Genomic DNA, 18,733 nt, shown 5'->3' with positions numbered 1-18,733 from the left:
TCTTTAGGGTTTGCCGTTCACTTCACCTCCCGAGCGAAGTCGAAGGATCTCGGGTTGGCCTTTGACCCGATCACCCGATTCTTCCCTGTCCCCTGTTCCCTTGCTTTCCCGTGACCTCCTCCGTTTTCCTTCGTGACCTTCGTGTTCGCTCTTGGTGTTGCCGTTTCCTTTTGCTCTGTCTGGTCTTCGCCAGCCTCGCGCCAAAGGTCAGTACCGGCGGCAGTAGCCGCTGGGTGAATTTTTTTCAAAACCTGCATTCCCGACTTCGCAAATCTTTCATTCTCGCGGCTTTCTGGAAGGTTTTACTCCTTCCGAATGCGGGAATTAGCGGAAATCCATTTCGCAACCAGTCGTCATTTTCTCTAGAACGACGGATTTTTTACCGTCGTTCTAACTTTTCGCAACTCACTGATTCCATTTTGAAACCCGATGTTAGTCGAGCAACGGATGAAGTTTGATTCCGTTTTGAACCCGTGGTATCACGAAATCAGGTAGTGAAGGTCAGTACCGGCGGCGGTCGGGGTCCCCGGCGGACGCCGACTCTGCGGCTGCTGGGGTGAGGGTAGCCGCTGGGTGAATTTTCCAAAAAGATAAGCCACAGGAGCGAACGCCGCAATGGCCAACTACGAAGTCGGATACCGCAAACCACCGAAACACACGCAGTTCAAGAAGGGACAATCAGGAAATCCCAAAGGACGCCCCAAAAAGGTGACCACACTCAACCTGGCGACAGTTGTCGCAAACACGCTGAGGCAAACCGTGGAGCTGGTTGACGAGAAGACGAACAAGAAGATCACGATCACCAAACTGGAAGCGACCATCCAGCGTCTCGTGGACAACGCCGTGAAAGGCGACCGACATGCGTTCCGCGCGCTCTCGGCGCTAACCCACCTGCTAGACGACCCGCAGAATGCCCCAACCATGGCAGAACTCCAGGAGGCCGATAAGAAGGTTATGGAAATGCTTGCTCGTCAGTTCGCGCCTACGGGAGCGGACCAACCCTGATTTCAGGAAGAAGACATGCAGAACACCAAGGACAGCCGCGTGCCACGGCTGTCCTGCTCGTCCCGGTAACCGCGCAAGGTTCCCTCCCGCTTGCATTCAAACAGCAACGGAGCTACTAGCTAGCCAGTTCTCCGGAGGTACTCATGCGATTCCACACGTATCCACCTCGCCTGCTAACGCTTAGCCTCAGCGATCCGATGTGCAGATTAGTCGGCAAGATTGCCAGCCTTGCCGAACTGCAAGTCGTCCACGCGTCCTGCCTTTGGGAGGTTAAGTTCTTCGAAAACCAGCGAGGCATAGTCATCGTCATCCTCGAAGTGCGTGAGTGTTGCGACACGTTCAGGATCATCGCCGAGGTGCAGGAACAAATTCCCAATGCGCCTCTAATCATCATCACCGAACCTGACCAGAACGGGCAGGACCGGCTCGCGCTCCGGCTAGGCGCACGCTACGTAATCAGGAAGCCCTGCCATCCAGTCGAACTCGACCGCCTGTTTCGCTTCATACTTGAAAACTATGCAGACGAGGGAGGGGTGGGTTATCCAGAAACGGACTGCTGGGACTCAATGAAGCAAGAGCTGGCGAAACACAAGGCAACTTCTTTGTTCTCGTCCTCGGCGATCAAGGAGGAGCTAAAGACCACCGGCTTTCTGACTCTGGAGGAGATCAAGCGGCGAGCAATCATTGCGACCGTGAATCTCGCAAACGGCGACAAACTGCGCGCCGCAAAAATGCTGGGAGTCGGCAAGAGCACCGTCTATCGAGCCTTTCAGGAAAATGGATGCAAGAAGCGTGAAGAGACTATGGCGAGCGAAGGCTTTGATTCTGTCATGGCGGAAGGAGCTGACTAGCTTTTGATAGCCCGACTGGCCCCGAGTTTCCCGGAGCCTGGGTAAGGGAATCATTCCTTGCTGCCGCAGGCCAGAGTGTAGCGAAGCGCGGAGCGCAAAGACAAAGGCATTTTTTTCGTTGAGCGCTACGCGATGCTGGCGCAAGCCTTCGGCAGAGTAGAGAGGAAACGTTCCGTCTGCCGTTTTTTCGGCGTACCAGACCCGCTGAGAATTTTGCTATTCTGCGCAACCAGGAACAAGCGTTCCATTTTTCGCAATGACGCCTGATAATCCTTCGCTTCCGTTCGACTCTGCCACAGGCTCACCCGCCGGCCCTCCGCTTGCCGCTCCTGAACGGCGCAAAGGTGTTGTCTGGAAGTGGAGTATTGCCACCACTGCCGTAGTGCTCGCATTTCTAATGTGGCAGTGCGGCACAGCGATCCGGGCCGGACGTAAGCTGTCGAACGCTGCGGTCCAGCGCTTTCACAAACAGCTCAATGGAACGGAGTACGGGCCAATTGTCGACGACGCAGATGAGGGCTTCCGGCACAGCGGAACCACGAGAGAAGAACTTATGCGCTTTCTTCAAGTTGTTCATACCAACCTCGGCAATGCCGGCGAGTCAAACTTAAGGAACATCACAGTTCAAGCGACGCCGGGAAACACTTTCGTGATTACCGTTTACCAAACGAAATTCGATCGCGGCGAAGCCATCGAGAGATTCACATGGATGAAAACAAACGGAGAGCTCTTTCTTTACAGATATAACATTCAGTCGAATGCACTCATCATGTGGACCGACTCATCGGGACGCATGCACATATCTGTAGATTTCAAGTGATAGTCGTCCAGAGCCGAGAGGAAAAACTACTCGTCCGAGTTCCGGTTTTGGTCTAAGCTGGCGCGAACACAAACGAGGGAATCTCGATGCCGCACAAACTGCTTTCATGCCCGGAATGTCAGAAGGAACTTGACCGGATTGACTATAAGATGTGGGGCACCAAACGATTCGATTCTCAGACCGGCAGCTACCAAGAGGATGAGAGTCCCGGAAACTGCGACCTGATCTTCACATGTCCTCACTGTGAAGCTGAACTTGATCCTGATAGAGTGCTCGCCTAAGTCACAGTGGCTGATAACAGAGATTGGACACGCGATGAGCTTCTAGTCTGTTTCAACTTTTACTGCCGCACTCCGTTCGGCAAATTCCATCGCAACAATCCGGAAATAATTCAGCTAGCCGAAGCGCTAAATCGCACTCCCAGCGCCGTGGCTATGAAGCTCAGCAATTTCGCCAGTTTCGATCCCGCTCACCAATCGAGAAACGTCAAAGGTCTGGCGAATGCCAGCCGCTTGGACCGGGCAGTCTGGGAGGAGTTCAACGCAAATCCGAATCTCTTAGCTCAGCAGAGCGAAGAGGCGTATGGGCGGTTGGAACTTCCAAGTGCTGTTCCTGCGGAAGTTGAGTTTGCGATGCCGACTGGACCAACCGAGGCTACTGCGACCCGGCCGATGCGCCTTGTACAGAGCTTCTTTCGCAGGAGCGTGCTGGCAGCCTACAGATACTCTTGTGCCTTCTGCCGAATCGACATACCGGCGGTGCTCTCAGCAAGTCACATCATCCCGCGGACTGCAAGCATCGAACTGCGGGCAGACCCACGGAATGGACTTTCCCTCTGCACACTCCATGATCGGGCCTTCGATCGTGGGTTGATGTGTATCGATAACAAGCTGCGTCTGCGAATTTCCCGGAGCGCGACCTCCAAAGCAGACTGCGAAGTCTTTCGTGCGGCTTTCACTAAATTGGAGGGTAAACCGATATCGCTGCCGGAGCGGTTTCATCCACATTCAAGTTCCTTGGAGTATCACCGCTCGAAGATATTTCGCTGACAGGAAACGTCCCGTCTGTCCCCCCGAGGTTGACTGCTTCGGAGCGCTCACTTCCTGAGCGCGCTCCACCAGTTCAAAGGCCCGCGCGCGCAGTTGTGCATCTTCAGCAACGCAAGCGGAAATAAGGAAGGCACAAACGGCAACAGCACCGAGGAAGCGCATCTGGAAGCCCCTACTGTTGCTGGAAGACTCCAAGCAGCAGCAACAATCCCGAAATTGTACTCCGAAAAACCTCGGGGCGCCGGGCCTCTCTGATCTGTTGTTGTCTTTGCCGTACATCTCACAGAAACCTAGAGGGTTTTACACTGGCTTCGCGCCGCTTGATTTGCTGACCGATCACAACGATTGTTGTCGATGTCATCGCCATGCCCTTTTACCCAAGTCCAGTGGACTTCGTGTCGCTCTTGCAGCCTATCTAGCTCCTCCCAGAGATCTTGATTCTTAACCGGTTGTTTGCCCTGGCCCTTTACCTTCCGCAGCCAATTCTCGGATTTCCATTTATGAATCCATTTCTCGATTCCATTCCGCAAATACTGCGAATCGGTCCGAACAGTGACTTCGCAGGACTCCTTGAGCGCTCTTAGACCTTCGATCACTGCTCGCAATTCCATTCTGTTACTTGTGGTCTTTGTTTCCGCGCCGCTTAGCTCCCGCACACGGTCTTCATATCGCAAGATGCAGACCACCCACCGGGCCCTGGGTTGCCGATGCACGCTCCATCTGTCGTTAAGATTACATGTTTCATTTTGGGCTACGGGACTCTCGTATCAAGGGCAGCTGAGAAGGAGGATTGTTCGTTGTGAAACAGGGAAACATTTCCCTTGAGCCAAATCGGCAAAAAGGAGATTATGCCTGGTGGCACAAGCACCTAAACCATCTGCTGCCCTCCGTCTTCAGAAATTCTCCTATCGCTTTGCCGAGCAAGTGCTCAATAGCAAGCTGAGTCTAAAGGAAGAGATAGAGGGTTCTCTCCTGCATCCATCAATCGATATTGCCTCACTTTCTAGACCCGCCTTCAACACAGCTCTCAATGAAATTTTTGTGAGCCGCGGCTGGACGAGCCAGCCGCCCGTCTTCGATGACCCGAAAGATCCTGGCGCGAAGATGGATTTTCTGAAAGAGCGTATTGGAATCGAAGTAGGCTTTGGCCACGCCTCCTTCTTGGGCATCGATGTCCTTAAATTCCAAGTAGCCTCGTATTCGGCTCTGGACAAGATCGATGTCGGCGTGTACATCGTGACTACGGCGAACTTCCAGAAGGTAATGAGGGAGTCCTACAGTCAGAATTGGGAAGGTTCGCTAACATTCGAAAAAGTGAGGCGATATCTCCCTCATTTCAAGAGTGCGATCCAGGTTCCAATTTATATTCTGGGTATAGATTTCTAAAACTTTTCGTCTGGTCGAATTTGCTGCTTTAGGTTTTAATGCGTCTCGTGCGACGGTCAGATTTCGATTCATCAATAAATCTATTCAGACTAGAGCGCCGAAGCCGATCGAGATTCCGCTCAAACCTATCGATTTCATCATCAAGATTCTTCCACAGCGTTATCAGTTCATCCGATGCAACGCTAATAGGCTCGTCGTGTCGGTCAAAACGAAATGCGGCATTAACGCAAGGCATGATTTCGACCGTTATGCCACTTTGTGATACCAGATTAAACCCGGGACTCTGACGTGCACTCGGCGACAATACTTCAAGTTCTGTAAGTGCTACATCGCAGGCTGGCAACGAGAGTACGTCATCCTCGCGCATAAGCTCTCGGATAACTTTCCGGCCGAGGCCGTTCATACCTGAAATGTTCCCGACGCGGTTTTGCACACCAGCCAATAATCCATACCAAAGGATTATGTCTGGGAAACTGGGCAGCAAGGGAATCAGAAGTTGAATGTGATCCAATGAACCTGGATTTATCGCACTAGCCAGATATGCAAGAAGGAAGCTCGCAGCCATAGATCTTACTTCCGGTCTTGCTTCCGGAGCCTTATCTCTCAACTCGACGAGTGCGCGCTCGAGAAGTGCAACTCTTCCTTCCCGAGGACCGGACAACGCCGATCTCAACGTTGTCAGCTCCGGAGCGATGTGGACAAGGTTAAGCCAACTAGATTCACTTAATCCGTTTCCTGAAAGAAGCTCGGCACAACAGTTAACTATGAACGGATTGGGAGGACTCCATTTTGGGAACCTTGCGGAAGCATTAAACAGATTACCAGTAGCTGGCTCATAGCCAATGGCCAATGCTGCCACGACTCCCCAAACATTGTGGAAATGAACCAGCGGAATGGGGGTCGCGATCGAGCCAGTCAACGTTCGCGCGTGACTCCAGCGCGCGGGCAGATTGGAAGCAATTTCAACAGGAATGCCGAGTGCAGCTGCTCTCGCAATGCTAAAGGAGAGCGTTGCATAACACGCCTGTGGGGAGAGACTTCGAATGTCGCGCTTTCCAGCTATGTACGAGGCAGCTTCGGCTGCAATAAGCCCTAAGCAAACGCTTACAAACTTACCGAGGGAAGGAGGGCGGTTGATGCTTAACATTTCATCTGCGGTCCAGCGATCGAGAATGCGGCACTGCGCCGTTATCGGTCGCGAAGCAGGAAGATACGTGCTAATCCAAGCTAGAAACTCGACATGTTTAGGTGCATCGATCACAGCTACGTTTGGCAAAGCCCATGAGTCATTGGGCTCAAATTTCCAGAGGAGCTCGATCTCTTCAGATTGGCCTTCTTCGAGGGCTCTAGAACGCTCGCGGAGCCCGATCTTGGAATTCAGCCGCTGGGCTTGAAATATCTCAACGAATTCCCGTCGGTTGACGGCTTTGCTCCACATCACTTTTTCTTACCTCCGAACACACTTTTCTTGTCCGGCAACGGCTTTGAATCATTCGCATGCAATGCGTCCTCGAGGAAACCAGGAAGATTCCCCGTGTGATAGACAGAAACCGTCGTCTTCGCGCGGGTGATAGCAGTGAACGCAATGTTGCGCTGATGTGGAAACTTCCTGATGCCCTCAGCGCCAGGGATATGCACGGTACGGAATTCAAGACCCTTTGCAGCGTGAATAGTTGAGACGCAGATTTGCTTGTCGGAGAGAAAATGGATCGCGTCCCCATCCCCCTGCATGACAGTAATGTTTGAGAGATCGCTGTTTGCGATTATTGTTTTTATCTCCTCAAGGGTTTCACGTTTGGGGCAAATCACCCCCAACAACTGATCGGGATACGTCTTGGCCTGCAGCCGGAGTGATTCCAGGATTTTCTTTCCTTGTTCCTGAATGTCAGCACAATGTACCACTTCCACTTTCGAGGGGTCCGATTTCTCATCATACTGGCATCCCGGCTCCAACGGATTGTATTGATCTGAATCCTTCATAAGGGCATCGGCGACCTTGCAGATCCTCACGCCGATTCGAAAATGCAATTCCAAATCGCGCTCCTCGTCGACCGATTTTCGCAGGGTGGCAATAGCATCGTCGCCCTTATAAATTTTCTGCCGTGAATCGGCCGTGGCAAAGAGGTGTTTGCCTAAGCGACGAAACAAACTTATTTCCTCAGGAAGGTAATCTTGGGCTTCATCGAGCAGAATTGTGTCATAGACGTTTTTCAGGTGCTTTGAATCGACGAGCTTCGTTACCTCTTGCACGAGAATCGCTCGACGTTCCTCGAATGTTGCTGGGAGAGCCACACTCGCACCATATTTAAACAAAAGATCCTGAAAGAATTTAGTGCTGGTCTTGATCTTGTCCCTAGGAAAGTCATACTGTTTCCCACCACTACCAATAAATTCTTGCAAAGTACGCGTAAATACAACAATTTGTATGTTTGTGTATTTCGCTAAGTAGAGATAATTCGCTCTCAGAAGCATCAAATTAGACTTACCAGAGCCGGGAGGGCCGAAAATTAGATAGCTCTTACCGATCGGTAGGTCTATAACGCTTGACTGTTCGTCGCTTAGATCCTCGTCGTCTACCACCACGTCTGCTTCATTTCTTGCTTCCTTCGTCATTTGTCGTGACGGCTATCCATTCTGAAGCTGCGGTACTAGCTAGAGTCATCGCTTTCGCCATAATGGGGTACAAAACCTTGGCCAGAGCGTCGCGGATTACAGAATCCCCATAAACCCCGCTAAAAATCGCGAAAACGTGTTCCTTGTACCGTAATTCCTGCTCTCGTTCGCCACCAGCAAGGGCTGCGATCTTTATTCCGACGACCTCAGCATCAAAATCGAGTACGTCCAATTCCAAAATCACCGTGAGATTCACAAGTAAGCCGCGGCGAATCGACTTCTTAAATCGGAAAATTAGCTGACTGGATTTTTCGTTTTCTTCGTGCGTCATGATTCGAGGCGGCAATTCGCCTTCCGTACATTCAGCTCGTACTTGTTCGGCCAAGCGGCCAGCTAGCGCGGTAACAGCTTGCTCCTGTTTATGGATCTTTTCCCAATCGCCATCTCCAGCTTCAGCAGCCTCAACCGCCGCGAGGGCCCGTCGCTTCTTGATGAATTCCTTTGCTGCGGCCGCAGCATTTATGTCCGTCTCCCGTCGACGGAAGTCCTTCCATGACACAAGTTGCAGGCGAACGCGCCATTCCTTTACAAGACAATTCTGAGCAAGGTTCACCAGGTAGGGGGGGCGACCCTGAGCGTCAATCAGAGGTCTCGTATAGAGGATCGCCTGCACTAGCTTTGGATAGGGGTCCGTAGATCCTTCGAAAATGCGGCGTCGCATTAGCAAATCGTGGAGGACAGCACCGAGTTGATAGAAGGTGACGGCGCGATAGCCTTCGGGCGTTTGCTCCTCCATGCGCATAAGAAATTCCGGTGAACCGTATTGCAGCGTGCCGATGAAGACTTGCTTCTCTCGGTCGGTCAAAGGCTGACCGTCTCTCTCAAATGGCCGAATCACGCCCAAATCTAGGAGAACAGCCCGACCAGTTTCGGGATAAAAGGCGATATTGTCCGGTTTAATGTCGCGATGCACTATGCCTAGCTGTTCCAGATATTCCGCTGCAGTGGCGACCTGTCCGATCAGATCGGCGATCTGGCTTTCTGGAACATCTTTCAAAAGCATCGCAAGGTTTGGTGCATCAATGAATTCCATAACTACAAAGAACAAATCGTGCTCAGCACAATAGCCTCCATCAAAAATCTGAACTAAATTTGGATGGTGCTTTCCTACGAGTGTTAGTTCTCTGCTAATCCTGTCTTCTTCACTCTCCTTGCCAAAACGTTCGATAAGTTCGGGATCAAATACCTTGATTGCTGCTGTCGTATTGCCACGAATACTTTTGAAAACTAAAGCCGATTTGCCCGAGTTAACATATTCGCCGATCAACCATCCATTCAGCGTTTTTCCCTGCCACTCCTTAATTAGGCGTTTTATGCGGTCATTCATTAATGTCAGATCCTGCTATTGGCGTTCCTAGTCGCACTTGAGAACGAACCCTCCGATTTTTGATACTGCGCAATGAGCGATTCAATGTAGGGACGAGGTAGCCCAAAATGTTTTGCTCCCTTTATGTAAAGAGCCAGATACTCAGGATGCGGCGTGAATTCTGCGGATTTGGCTTGAGGTATCGCAATATACGTCCAGACCTTGTGAGCCGCTTCTTTGCCATCCACCACTTGAACCTTTTTGCGCCGATATGAATTAGGTACTCCTTCGAAGCCATCAAGTCGCGACAAGTCACTCCCCGACACCGAGAAGACAACTCCCCACACAGAGCTACCTTTCTTTCTTGCGATGCTGCCCACCCCACCTTTGCGCTTTGAGCTCTTCCTCGGAAAACAGAGTACCCAGTCTCGCGCCTCTGCCACGAAGGTCGAGAGTTCGGATTGAGGACAGCGCTCGCGCATCTGTTGAATATCCATGTTTGAGCCAAATGCAAACACTAATTCAGGCGATTGAATGCCTTTTTTCGGGCAACTTTTTCATACAAAAAACACTCCGCTCGTTGGCTTGCGTGCAGTTATGCGGAAAGAAACTCTACATGAATAATCACAGTTTGTGTTAGAAAAAGTAAGTATGTATTTCCCGAATTGGCAGTAAGGGAACCAGAGGAAACGGCACTCATCTTGCCGTGCTCTCAAGTTGATGCACTGCTGAGCACTCCGCATGAGGCGCGATACTACTCGAAGGGCGGCAATTAGCAATCAGCACTCAGTGATCAGCTAAGGCGAGGAGCCAAAGTCAAACATGGGATCCTTCTGAGTCCGACGCTGGAGGACAGAGAACAGCCAACAGCAGATCCTTCGACTTCCCCTTCGAAAACTCAGGGCGTCGCGCTTTGCGCTCAAGCTAAAGGCAGGGCGCTGGTCAACGTGGTCGTGCGAGGGCAACGATGACAACAAAGTATGCGAGGGCCAGTACGCCTCCCAAAACGAACTTGCGCCATTTCCGCTCATTCTGGGAATGGATGACGGCGTCCAGACAGGCGATGATGAGAACGAAATGCGCGATTCCCGCAACAGTTACCATCATTGTGTCTGGTCGCCGCACCTGCCCCGAGCGCAGGAAGGACCAAATAGCAACTGCGCCGGCCTGCATCAGGTGAGTGATGAAGAGGTTCAGGCTGTTCCAAACGCCTGCCACCGCGACTCCGGCTCCGTAAGCCCACGGACTGTTTCGGCGGGCAAGAACGAGGATGGCAACGTAGATGACTCCCTGCAGAAGATGAAGGAGACGAAGCTGCGGAATCACCAGCGCCGATACCGCCAGAGCGATGAGGAACAACACACACGCAAACGGAATCCACAGGCGCGTTGACGCACGTCTGGATATTGGATCGCGGTCCATGCAGATACTGACGGATCTCGCGAGGAAGAATAAGCGATCGGCACTCAGTAATCGGAACAGCCGCAATTAGCAATTAGCAATTAGCTAAGACAAGAGTCCAGGGAACAGGGGACAGGTTACAGGGGACAGCGATTGACGGGGCTCAGGAAGCCCCGTCTATCCGGCTGTGGCGCTCTTGGACTTCGTCTTTGCCTTTCCGTTTGCTTTGCCGTTGGGCTTATTGACGCCTAGGGCGAGGTCGGCGAGCTCTAAGTAACGATTGTTCGCGCTCATCAGCGGATTGTGAGTGATGGGTTTGGCGTTGTGATCGCGATGTTTGCGCAGCAGATCTTTATCGATCCAGAGGCCGAGCGGATGGTCCTCGCCGGGGTGGGTAATGCTGCGCTTGGGGATCGCCCTGCGCTTCTCGACGTTCTTGTTCCTCATGTCAGACCTCGTTACCCGAGGACGATTGCGTGGCGAGCGTAGTTCGGACTGCGTCAAGCAGGGCATCGGGCCCTAATGACGGTTCGATGAAGTGGTCAATGTCGGGAATATGTTCTTCCCCTTGCCGGCGCAATGCCAGGATGCGCGTGTGGTTGTGCCTTCGCACGTGAGTGACTAACGCGATGCGGTCCGGTTTGGGAATCGAGTGGCCGATGATGACAACATCGAAGGCGCTGTTTCCACAGTGAGTGAGCGCCTCGGTGAATCCGAGTGCGGAGGTTACGGCGAATCCGGCTCTCTTCAGAATCCATTCGCGCGTGCGCAGAAGGGACTCGTCGTAGGAGACGGACAGTATGCAGGGGGCCCTGTTCGTCATGAAACGTGCTACTTACCTGAAAATTCAACTTTGGGAAAAATTAGCCAATCCTAGCACGGGTTGTAGCCTCACCCAGCGTGGGAATTCACCTTAGTACGGAAGATTTCATTCGTAATCCCGCGGCCTTAGTACCGGGAAGGCAGCAATTAGCAGCAAGATAGAGGATAGGGGACAGGGGACAGGGTCAGTACTGTTCGCGGTAGCGAATGGGTGAGCGATGATCGGGTGATCGGGTGATCGGGTCATCGGGTGAAGTGAACAGCCCAAAGCAACGGCAACAGCTAGAGCGAACACCCATTCGACTGCGCTCAGGGCAGGCTCCGGTCACCAAGGAAACGGCGAAGGTGACAGCGGACAGGGTCAGTACCGGCGGCGGTAGCCGCTGGGTGAAGTAAAACAGCCGAGACCTACAGCGAACACGAAGGTCACCCATTCGGCCTTGCTCAGGGCAGGCTAAGGAAACGGAGGAGGTCACAGGGGACAGGGTCAGTACCGGCGGCGGTAGCCGCTGGGTGAAGTGAACAGCCAACAGCAGATCCCTCCTTCGTCGGGATGACAGAAAGAAAGGCAATCAGCGATCAGCCTAAGGCAACGCGAAAGCGCAGGACGATTTCGTTATGCCTGCAACAGGATCTGTGGGTTGCTTCGCGCGATGCTGAGAAGCTTCAGCGCTACGCTTGTGGGACGGCGCGCGCCCTGTTCTTCGACCGCAAGCCCGCAAACAAATCCAAGGGACAAGACGGAACGTTCACCGTCAACTTAGCCTTCCACACCTGGCTGGTGAAATTTTGTAGAGCAACGGATTGCTCAAATATTTTTTCTTTGGCTTGCAAGTTGTTGATGCATCTGCCCGAAGAAGTTTGGCGAGCAACGGACGAAGCTTGTCTGGAGCGCGCTGCGCGTGCCATCATGGGAGTGCCATGCATCGCAGGTCTGTACCATTGTGGGATTCTCGAAACGGAACAGCAGGCGAACTGTCGTGCCCGCCAGCCGGGCAGCCCCGCGGTTTTGCCTTGGCGGCAGAAGGTCAGACGTCCCCGAGAAATCCCCGGCGCGTTCGGCGATTAATCCCCGGAGATCCCCGGGAGGTTCGGGGATTCGTCGGGGATCTCGCATGCTAAGTGCTTTAGATTTGGGGATCGAGTTGAAAATGGATTTTTTCGATGGTTCACTAAAGGGTGGTCTGGGGCGACTGGCACACATTTTCCCAAGTCGAGTTCGGTATACAGAAGCCGGGGACATCCATCATAAGTAGAAGTCAGGGGAAGACGTATTTTTCGGCGAGCGATTCGGTTCGTAATACGTTGTCACAGCGAAAGGAAGGCCACACGGTACGTGCAGGCTGCGCAGCTTCGTCGGTCCGGAGCTTGCGGCTTTGACGGCGACTAGAGAAGGAGGCGCAGAACCATGGCGGCGCTATCCACAAATCTGGAGTTCCCTGCTATTTCCCAGCTAAATCCCTGCCCCTCTGCCTGCGGTCCAGTGTTTATGCGGGTTCTCCGCTCGAAAACAATTTCGCTGATATTTACGCTGATAAATTCGCTGTTCGGTCGCTGTTAGGTCCCTCATCAGCGAATTAACAGTGAATTTGCCCAAGCGCCGAGCAAGGGTAGCCTCGACCCCGACCTCTGAACGAACTTACTGCCTGTGCCTGGTGCATCTCACTTCTCCCGTTAGCAATCGCGACGTTTTTCGCTACACTGTCGAACAGGTACAGAGGAACAGATTCATGCGAGTTGCCGTCTTACGCGAAACGCTGCCCGGTGAAGCTCGGGTGGCATTGGTTCCTGAATCCACTAAGAAATTGGTCGCAGCTAAGAATGAAGTGTGGGTTGAGGCTGGAGCGGGCGAAGCCGCAGGCGTGAACGACGCCGATTACGAAGCTGCGGGCGCGAGGGTCACATCGGATCGTACCCAGCTGCTTCCTGCGGCTGAAGTGCTGGTTTGCGTGCAGCGCCCCACGTCTTCGTATATGGCGGCTATGCGCCCGGGATCGGTGGTGCTTGGGTTCCTGCGCCCGCTCGACGAGCCCGGAGCCCTTGAGCCTGCCATTGGACTCAAACTCACAACATTTGCCGTCGAGCTGATACCTCGCATAACGCGCGCGCAGGCGATGGATGCGCTCTCGTCGATGGCAACCGTTGTCGGCTACAAGGCGGTATTGATCGCGGCCTCCCAACTTCCCCGCATGTTCCCCATGTTGATGACGGCTGCGGGAACCGTGGCTCCGGCACGCGTCCTGATCCTCGGCGCCGGCGTCGCTGGCCTGCAGGCGATCGCCACGGCGAAACGCCTGGGTGCGGTGGTCGAGGCTTACGACGTGCGCGCGGCTGCCGGCGAACAGGTGAAATCGCTGGGAGCAACCTTTCTCGAAGTGGATCTCGGCGGACTCGCTACGGAAGACGCCGGCGGATACGCGCGCGAACTCAGCACCGAAGCTCTTAAGCGCGGACGCGATCTGATTGCCAAACAGGCGCGCACTGCAGATGTGATCGTTACCACCGCCGCAGTGCCGGGCAAGCGCGCTCCTCTCATGATGGATGACGAAGCTGTGCTCGCCATGAAGCGAGGATCGGTGATCGTCGATCTTGCTGCCCCGACCGGAGGGAATGTTTCGCTAAGTCGTCCTGATGAGGTCGTCGTCACTTCAAACGGCGCAACCATTTTCGCGCCGCTGAATCTGGCGGCAACAGTTCCCTATCACGCCAGTCAGCTCTTTTCGCGCAACATGACTTCGTTCCTTCAGTTGCTGAGCAAGGACGGACAGTTGAACATCGACATGAGCGACGATGTGATCGGCCCATCCTGCGTGACCCACCAGGGCCAGGTCGTGAACGCCCGTGTAGCCGCTCTCCTGGGCGAACCGGTAACCCGATAGTTGGAGGAGATTGAATGGAACAATTGGTCGTTGACCCGCGAGTTCTGATGGCCTCGCTGTACGTATTTGCACTGGCAGCCTTCCTCGGTTACCAGATCATCTCGCGAGTCCCTCCCCTGCTGCACACGCCCCTGATGTCGGCTACAAATGCGCTGTCGGCGATTTCTGTGGTCGGCGCGCTCGTAGTGGCGGGACGGCACAATGAGAGCCCGATCAGCACCTGGCTTGGATTCATCGCGGTGATCTCGGCTTCGATCAATGTGATTGGCGGATTTCTGATTACGGACCGCATGCTGAAGATGTTCAAACGCGAAATGCCCGGGAAGCCAACCGACAAGAAAGGCAACTCGAAGTGAATATCTACATCGAGTTCTGTTACCTCGCGGCTTCCATCCTCTTCGTCTTCGGGCTCAAGGGGCTCACGCATCCCGACTCCGCCCGACGGGGCATGCTGCTCGCCGCGGCGGGAATGGCCGCTGCCATCATTGGCACGCTCTTCAATCCCGACATCGTCACGTATCAGTGGATATGGATTGGACTGCTCATCGGCGGCTCCATCGGCGCGGTAATGTCCATCTGGATGCCGATGACTGCGATGCCAGAACGAACTGCGCTCTCGCACGCATTCGGCGCGTTGGCCGCGGCCCTCGTGGGTATCTCCGAATATGCCAACCACGGTGCCAGTCTCGGTGCCCTGAAGGTTGGTGCGCTGGGATTTGAAATCATGCTTGGCTGCCTTACCTTCACGGGGAGCTTGATCGCCTTTGGAAAACTCTATGGTGCGATAAAAGGCACGCCGATCACATTCAAAGGTCAGAACATCTTCAACATGACCTTACTCGCGGTGATGATCGGATGCTTCCTTTTCCTGATCTACGACGCAAGCGCAGCGGCGGCCTTCTACATCATGATGACACTGGCCTTCTGCTTCGGCGTACTGCTGGTAATTCCAATCGGGTCCGCCGACATGCCTGTCGTGATGTCGCTGCTGAATTCCTACGCCGGACTTGCTGCAGCCGCAACCGGCTTTGTGCTTGGCAACAACGTTCTGATCATCGCCGGAACTCTGGATGGATTTTCTGGATTCATTCTTTCCGTGTTGATGTGCCGTGCCATGAATCGCTCGATGAAGAACGTCCTCTTTGGCGCGTTCGGTGCAGTGTCCGAAACCGCGGCCGGCGCAGTTGAGGGTACGATGCGCGAGGTATCCCTTGAAGATGTGGCTACGCAGCTTGCTTATGCGAGGCAAGTGGTCTTCGTTCCCGGTTACGGCATGGCTACCGCGCAAGCTCAGTACGCGGTTCGCGAATTGGCCAATCTGCTCGAAGCGCGCGGTGTGGGCGTGAAGTTTGGTATCCATCCTGTGGCTGGCCGTATGCCGGGACACATGAACGTCCTGCTGGCAGAAGCGAATGTTCCCTATTCGCTCCTCTATGAGATGGATCAGATCAATCCCGATCTGTCACAAACCGATGTGGCAGTCGTTATAGGCGCCAATGACGTGGTGAATCCGGATGCGCGGGACAATCCCAAGAGTCCGATTGCTGGCATGCCCATCATCGAAGTAGACCGGGCAAAGTCGGTCGTAGTGCTCAAGCGCGGCAAAGGCAAAGGCTTTTCCGGGCTGGAGAATCCACTCTTCTTCAAACCTGTTACCGGCATGCTGTACGGCGACGCAAAGTCGTCTCTGACCAACTTGGCTCAGGCTGTACAGGAGGTTTGAACCCCAGCTGTCATTGCGAGCAAGCTGGCATAAATCTGCCTCGAGGAATACATTGTTCGCCGGGGAACGCTTCCTCTGAAACGGGGTACCCATGCTTACTCGACGAAGCTTTCTGCATTCTCTTGGAGTAGGAGCTGCGGCCGGAGTAGCGCTTGCTACTACACCACTTCCGCTCGAAGCTTTTGAGCCCTCACGTCATGGCCAGGCCGTCGGCGCTAAGACAGCGCTCGGCGCAGCGCGTGCCAATGCCATTCTGCTTAACAGCAATGAAAACGCTTATGGTCCATTGCCGAAGACTGTCGCTGCCATGCAGCAGGCGATCGGATGGGCAAACCGCTATCCCGACTTCGATTACGACGCGTTGGTATGGACGATCTCAGACTTGCATAAGGTGAAACCACAGCAGGTATTTACCGGATGCGGATCCACTGAGATCCTGCGGGTGGCGGTTGCGGCGTTTCTTGGTCCCGGCAAGAAGTTGATTGTTCCGACTCCCACATTTGAAGCTGTCGGCGATTACGCGGCCGCTACAGGGGCAGAGATCCAGAAAATTCCCCTAACCAGCAATTACGCTCATGATCTCGATGCGATGCTGGCACAGGCTGCTTCGGCACCATCGCTCATCTATATCTGCAATCCGAACAATCCAACCGCGAGCCTTACGCCGCGCAAGGAGCTGGAAACATTTATCAGCAAGCTGCCAACAAATAGCTACGTCCTGATTGACGAGGCCTATCATCACTTCGCCACGGACTCCCCTGACTATGTATCCTTGCTCGACCAGCCCGTCGATAATCCCCGTGTGATCGTGGCGCGAACCTTCTCCAAGATCTACGGAATGGCCGGGATGCGTCTGGGCTATGGCGTGAGTTCGGTCGAAAATGCCCAGCGCATGCGGAGCTTTCAGACGCAGGACAACGTCAACATGGTTGCCGCTCAAGCCGCCGTCGCCGCGCTGAAGGACACTGCTGAGATGCAGGCTGCTACGCGACGCAATGCCGCAGACCGGCAGGAGTTCTTCGCTCAAGCCGGGCGCCGAGGTTTGAAGCCGATTCCCTCATTTGCGAACTTCACCATGATGGATGCAGGACGACCGACAAACGAGGTGATGAATCATTTCAAACAGAATGGCATCCTTATCGGCCGACGCTTCCCAGGAATGGAAAACTTCGTCCGGATCTCATTCGGCAAACCTGCGGAAATGCAGAGATTCTGGGCGGTTTGGGATCGGATGGGCAAAGTCGCCTGAAGTGGCTCTACCCCGTGGGCCGAGCCCCCGGAGCTCCGGGCAAATCCCTCTTTCCGAGTTCCTCGAATTGCCTTGACGGCGGGCAATATCCGGGTCATCCTCATAGGGTCCCCGCACGAGGTTAACTCCTATGGCAACATCAGCTACGAAGACCGAGCAAAGAACTAGCCGTCGGTTCGCGCTGAAGCTTCCCGTTTCCATCCGCTGTGAGGACGGACAAATAAGAGAAGTCCCAGCTGAGACGCGCGATGTGAGCGCTCAGGGTGTGTTCTTCTATACCGGTTCAAAGCTGTCCAAGGGCTCAAAAGTGGAATTTACACTCACGTTGCCTCCGGAGATCACGCTTACTGAGAGCATTCGTGTTCGCTGCCGTGGGCGGATCGTTCGCATCGATGATGGGCGTCCGCAGCAGACCGGCATCGCTGCGATAATTGATCAGTATGATTTCGTGCCGGATACCGCCGACGCGTAGATTTTTGTCTCCAAAGCTCCATTACCCTCCCAAAACCAAGACCCCGCGCTCTGGGCGCGGGGTCTTGGTTTTAGTGCTCTGCCTGCTCAGTACTCTCGCCAGCGCGCAGCGCATCGGAGACCTCTATGCTTCCGACGCTACGGTAAAAGGTGGTGTGCGTTACACGCCCAATGGGCTCGAAGTTGATAACGGGTCGGTGATCACCGCTGGCCAGCACTCCGCTTCGGTGCGCCTCGCGCGGGGCGGTCAGGTGCGCATCTGTCCCGGCACCAACCTCACGGTAAATAGCTCTCCGAAGGGGCAGGAGTTGATGCTTGCCATGAGTGCCGGCTCGCTCGAAGGCGAATATGATTTACCAGCAACGGCTGATGCCATCCTTACCCCCGATTTTCGGATTCTCATTTCGGGACCTGCGAAAGTGGACGTCTCTATTAGCGCAAGTCCCAACGGCGATGCCTGTGTGCGTTCTCGGGGGGAGGATTCCTACGTCATTGTCTCTGAGCTGATGGGCGATGATTTCTATCGCGTTCACCCGAACGAACAGGCGATCTTCCATCCGGGGAGTGTCAAAAGGCCCGAGCTAAACGACGCAATAAACTGCGGATGTCCGGCGCCGTCTCCGATTCAGCAGGCCGAAATCCCACCTGCAGCGCCGCCAACGCCGCCAGCTCAAGCGACTCCAGCGCCGGTGCCCGAACAAAAAGCTTCGCCTGCGCCGACGCCAGAGCAGACGGTACCTCCAGCGCAAGTTCACCAGGCTCCAACACCGAAGCAAAATGCGGCCGCTCTTGCCGCTGTTGTGAATGAACCTGCTGTGGCGGCCGCGGCCAACGCGGCAGCCTCCCTTCCTCAGCAGCCTGCTTCGCAAGTACAGGTTCAGGTGGACGCTCCCATGGTCTTCCGGGGGGCGGGTAGTTCTCAAGATGCAGATGTCACCGCAACATTGGCGCGTGTTCACATCGAACGACTGCCCTGGCCTCAGACGCCCGCTATTTCCCCCGAACCTCCTTCCCCGTCCAAGGCAAAAACCCAGAACGGCGGGCAGAAAAAGGGGTTTTTTCGAAGGCTGGTAGGCGCTTTATTTGGGTAAATCCCCA

General features: G+C 54.3%; 19 protein-coding genes. 12 read left to right on the top strand and 7 right to left on the bottom strand.

Annotated features, from left to right (window positions below; all coding sequences use genetic code 11):
- Positions 1–615: 615 nt before the first annotated feature.
- The 5 genes from VNX88_13755 (at position 616) to VNX88_13735 (ending at position 5,111) form a co-directional block, all read left to right on the top strand.
- A complete protein-coding gene (locus tag VNX88_13755) occupies positions 616–1,005 on the top strand; it encodes a DUF5681 domain-containing protein (protein ID HWY69730.1) in 390 nt (129 codons plus the stop codon).
- 143 nt (positions 1,006–1,148) lie between these two features.
- The gene (locus tag VNX88_13750; protein ID HWY69729.1) at positions 1,149–1,856 is read left to right on the top strand and encodes a helix-turn-helix domain-containing protein; all 708 of its coding nucleotides are present in this window, start codon (positions 1,149–1,151) and stop codon (positions 1,854–1,856) included.
- 256 nt (positions 1,857–2,112) lie between these two features.
- The gene (locus tag VNX88_13745; GenBank protein HWY69728.1) at positions 2,113–2,676 is read left to right on the top strand and encodes a hypothetical protein; all 564 of its coding nucleotides are present in this window, start codon (positions 2,113–2,115) and stop codon (positions 2,674–2,676) included.
- Between the two features lie 287 nt (positions 2,677–2,963).
- Positions 2,964–3,725, top strand: a complete 762-nt coding sequence (locus VNX88_13740; GenBank protein ID HWY69727.1) for an HNH endonuclease — start codon at positions 2,964–2,966, stop codon at positions 3,723–3,725.
- Between the two features lie 855 nt (positions 3,726–4,580).
- Positions 4,581–5,111: a BglII/BstYI family type II restriction endonuclease gene (locus VNX88_13735; protein ID HWY69726.1), complete on the top strand. Its 531-nt coding sequence runs from the start codon at positions 4,581–4,583 to the stop codon at positions 5,109–5,111.
- Between the two features lie 28 nt (positions 5,112–5,139).
- Here VNX88_13735 and VNX88_13730 read toward each other — a convergent pair whose 3' ends face one another.
- From VNX88_13730 to VNX88_13700, 7 genes are all read right to left on the bottom strand, one after another.
- Positions 5,140–6,258 carry a hypothetical protein gene (locus VNX88_13730; protein HWY69725.1) on the bottom strand — a complete coding sequence of 373 codons (1,119 nt, stop codon included), beginning with the start codon at positions 6,256–6,258 and terminating at the stop codon, positions 5,140–5,142.
- A gap of 290 nt (positions 6,259–6,548) precedes the next feature.
- The gene (locus VNX88_13725) at positions 6,549–7,724 is read right to left on the bottom strand and encodes an ATP-binding domain-containing protein (GenBank protein ID HWY69724.1); all 1,176 of its coding nucleotides are present in this window, start codon (positions 7,722–7,724) and stop codon (positions 6,549–6,551) included.
- Positions 7,702–9,111, bottom strand: a complete 1,410-nt coding sequence (locus VNX88_13720) for a protein kinase (protein HWY69723.1) — start codon at positions 9,109–9,111, stop codon at positions 7,702–7,704. The genes VNX88_13725 and VNX88_13720 overlap by 23 nt, the downstream gene beginning before the upstream one ends.
- A 5-nt stretch (positions 9,112–9,116) precedes the next feature.
- Complete coding sequence (locus VNX88_13715; protein ID HWY69722.1) at positions 9,117–9,608, bottom strand: gamma-glutamylcyclotransferase family protein; 492 nt, start codon at positions 9,606–9,608, stop codon at positions 9,117–9,119.
- 424 nt (positions 9,609–10,032) lie between these two features.
- Positions 10,033–10,512 carry a hypothetical protein gene (locus VNX88_13710; protein HWY69721.1) on the bottom strand — a complete coding sequence of 160 codons (480 nt, stop codon included), beginning with the start codon at positions 10,510–10,512 and terminating at the stop codon, positions 10,033–10,035.
- Positions 10,513–10,668: 156 nt separating this feature from the next.
- Positions 10,669–10,938 (bottom strand): hypothetical protein, encoded by a 270-nt coding sequence (locus VNX88_13705; protein HWY69720.1) that lies wholly within the window; start codon positions 10,936–10,938, stop codon positions 10,669–10,671.
- A gap of 1 nt (position 10,939) precedes the next feature.
- Positions 10,940–11,314, bottom strand: a complete 375-nt coding sequence (locus VNX88_13700) for a hypothetical protein (GenBank protein ID HWY69719.1) — start codon at positions 11,312–11,314, stop codon at positions 10,940–10,942.
- A 552-nt stretch (positions 11,315–11,866) separates the two neighbouring features.
- On the opposite strand from VNX88_13700, the gene VNX88_13695 reads away from it, so the two are divergent.
- The 7 genes from VNX88_13695 (at position 11,867) to VNX88_13665 (ending at position 18,726) form a co-directional block, all read left to right on the top strand.
- Positions 11,867–12,382, top strand: a complete 516-nt coding sequence (locus tag VNX88_13695; GenBank protein ID HWY69718.1) for a hypothetical protein — start codon at positions 11,867–11,869, stop codon at positions 12,380–12,382.
- A gap of 661 nt (positions 12,383–13,043) precedes the next feature.
- Positions 13,044–14,192, top strand: coding sequence for an NAD(P) transhydrogenase subunit alpha (locus tag VNX88_13690; protein HWY69717.1), 1,149 nt, complete (start codon positions 13,044–13,046; stop codon positions 14,190–14,192).
- A gap of 14 nt (positions 14,193–14,206) precedes the next feature.
- On the top strand, positions 14,207–14,548 hold the full coding sequence (locus tag VNX88_13685; GenBank protein ID HWY69716.1) for an NAD(P) transhydrogenase subunit alpha: 342 nt from the start codon (positions 14,207–14,209) through the stop codon (positions 14,546–14,548).
- The gene (locus VNX88_13680) at positions 14,545–15,915 is read left to right on the top strand and encodes an NAD(P)(+) transhydrogenase (Re/Si-specific) subunit beta (GenBank protein ID HWY69715.1); all 1,371 of its coding nucleotides are present in this window, start codon (positions 14,545–14,547) and stop codon (positions 15,913–15,915) included. The genes VNX88_13685 and VNX88_13680 overlap by 4 nt, the downstream gene beginning before the upstream one ends.
- A 91-nt stretch (positions 15,916–16,006) precedes the next feature.
- Positions 16,007–17,164, top strand: a complete 1,158-nt coding sequence (locus VNX88_13675; protein HWY69714.1) for an aminotransferase class I/II-fold pyridoxal phosphate-dependent enzyme — start codon at positions 16,007–16,009, stop codon at positions 17,162–17,164.
- 130 nt (positions 17,165–17,294) lie between these two features.
- Positions 17,295–17,636, top strand: a complete 342-nt coding sequence (locus VNX88_13670) for a PilZ domain-containing protein (protein HWY69713.1) — start codon at positions 17,295–17,297, stop codon at positions 17,634–17,636.
- 64 nt (positions 17,637–17,700) lie between these two features.
- The gene (locus tag VNX88_13665) at positions 17,701–18,726 is read left to right on the top strand and encodes a hypothetical protein (protein HWY69712.1); all 1,026 of its coding nucleotides are present in this window, start codon (positions 17,701–17,703) and stop codon (positions 18,724–18,726) included.
- The last annotated feature ends 7 nt before the right edge of the window (positions 18,727–18,733 follow it).

Source organism: Terriglobales bacterium, from assembly GCA_035567895.1.
In the GTDB taxonomy this organism is placed as follows: Bacteria; Acidobacteriota; Terriglobia; order Terriglobales; family Acidobacteriaceae; genus Gp1-AA112.
This window is presented reverse-complemented; position numbering and strand designations above follow the sequence as displayed.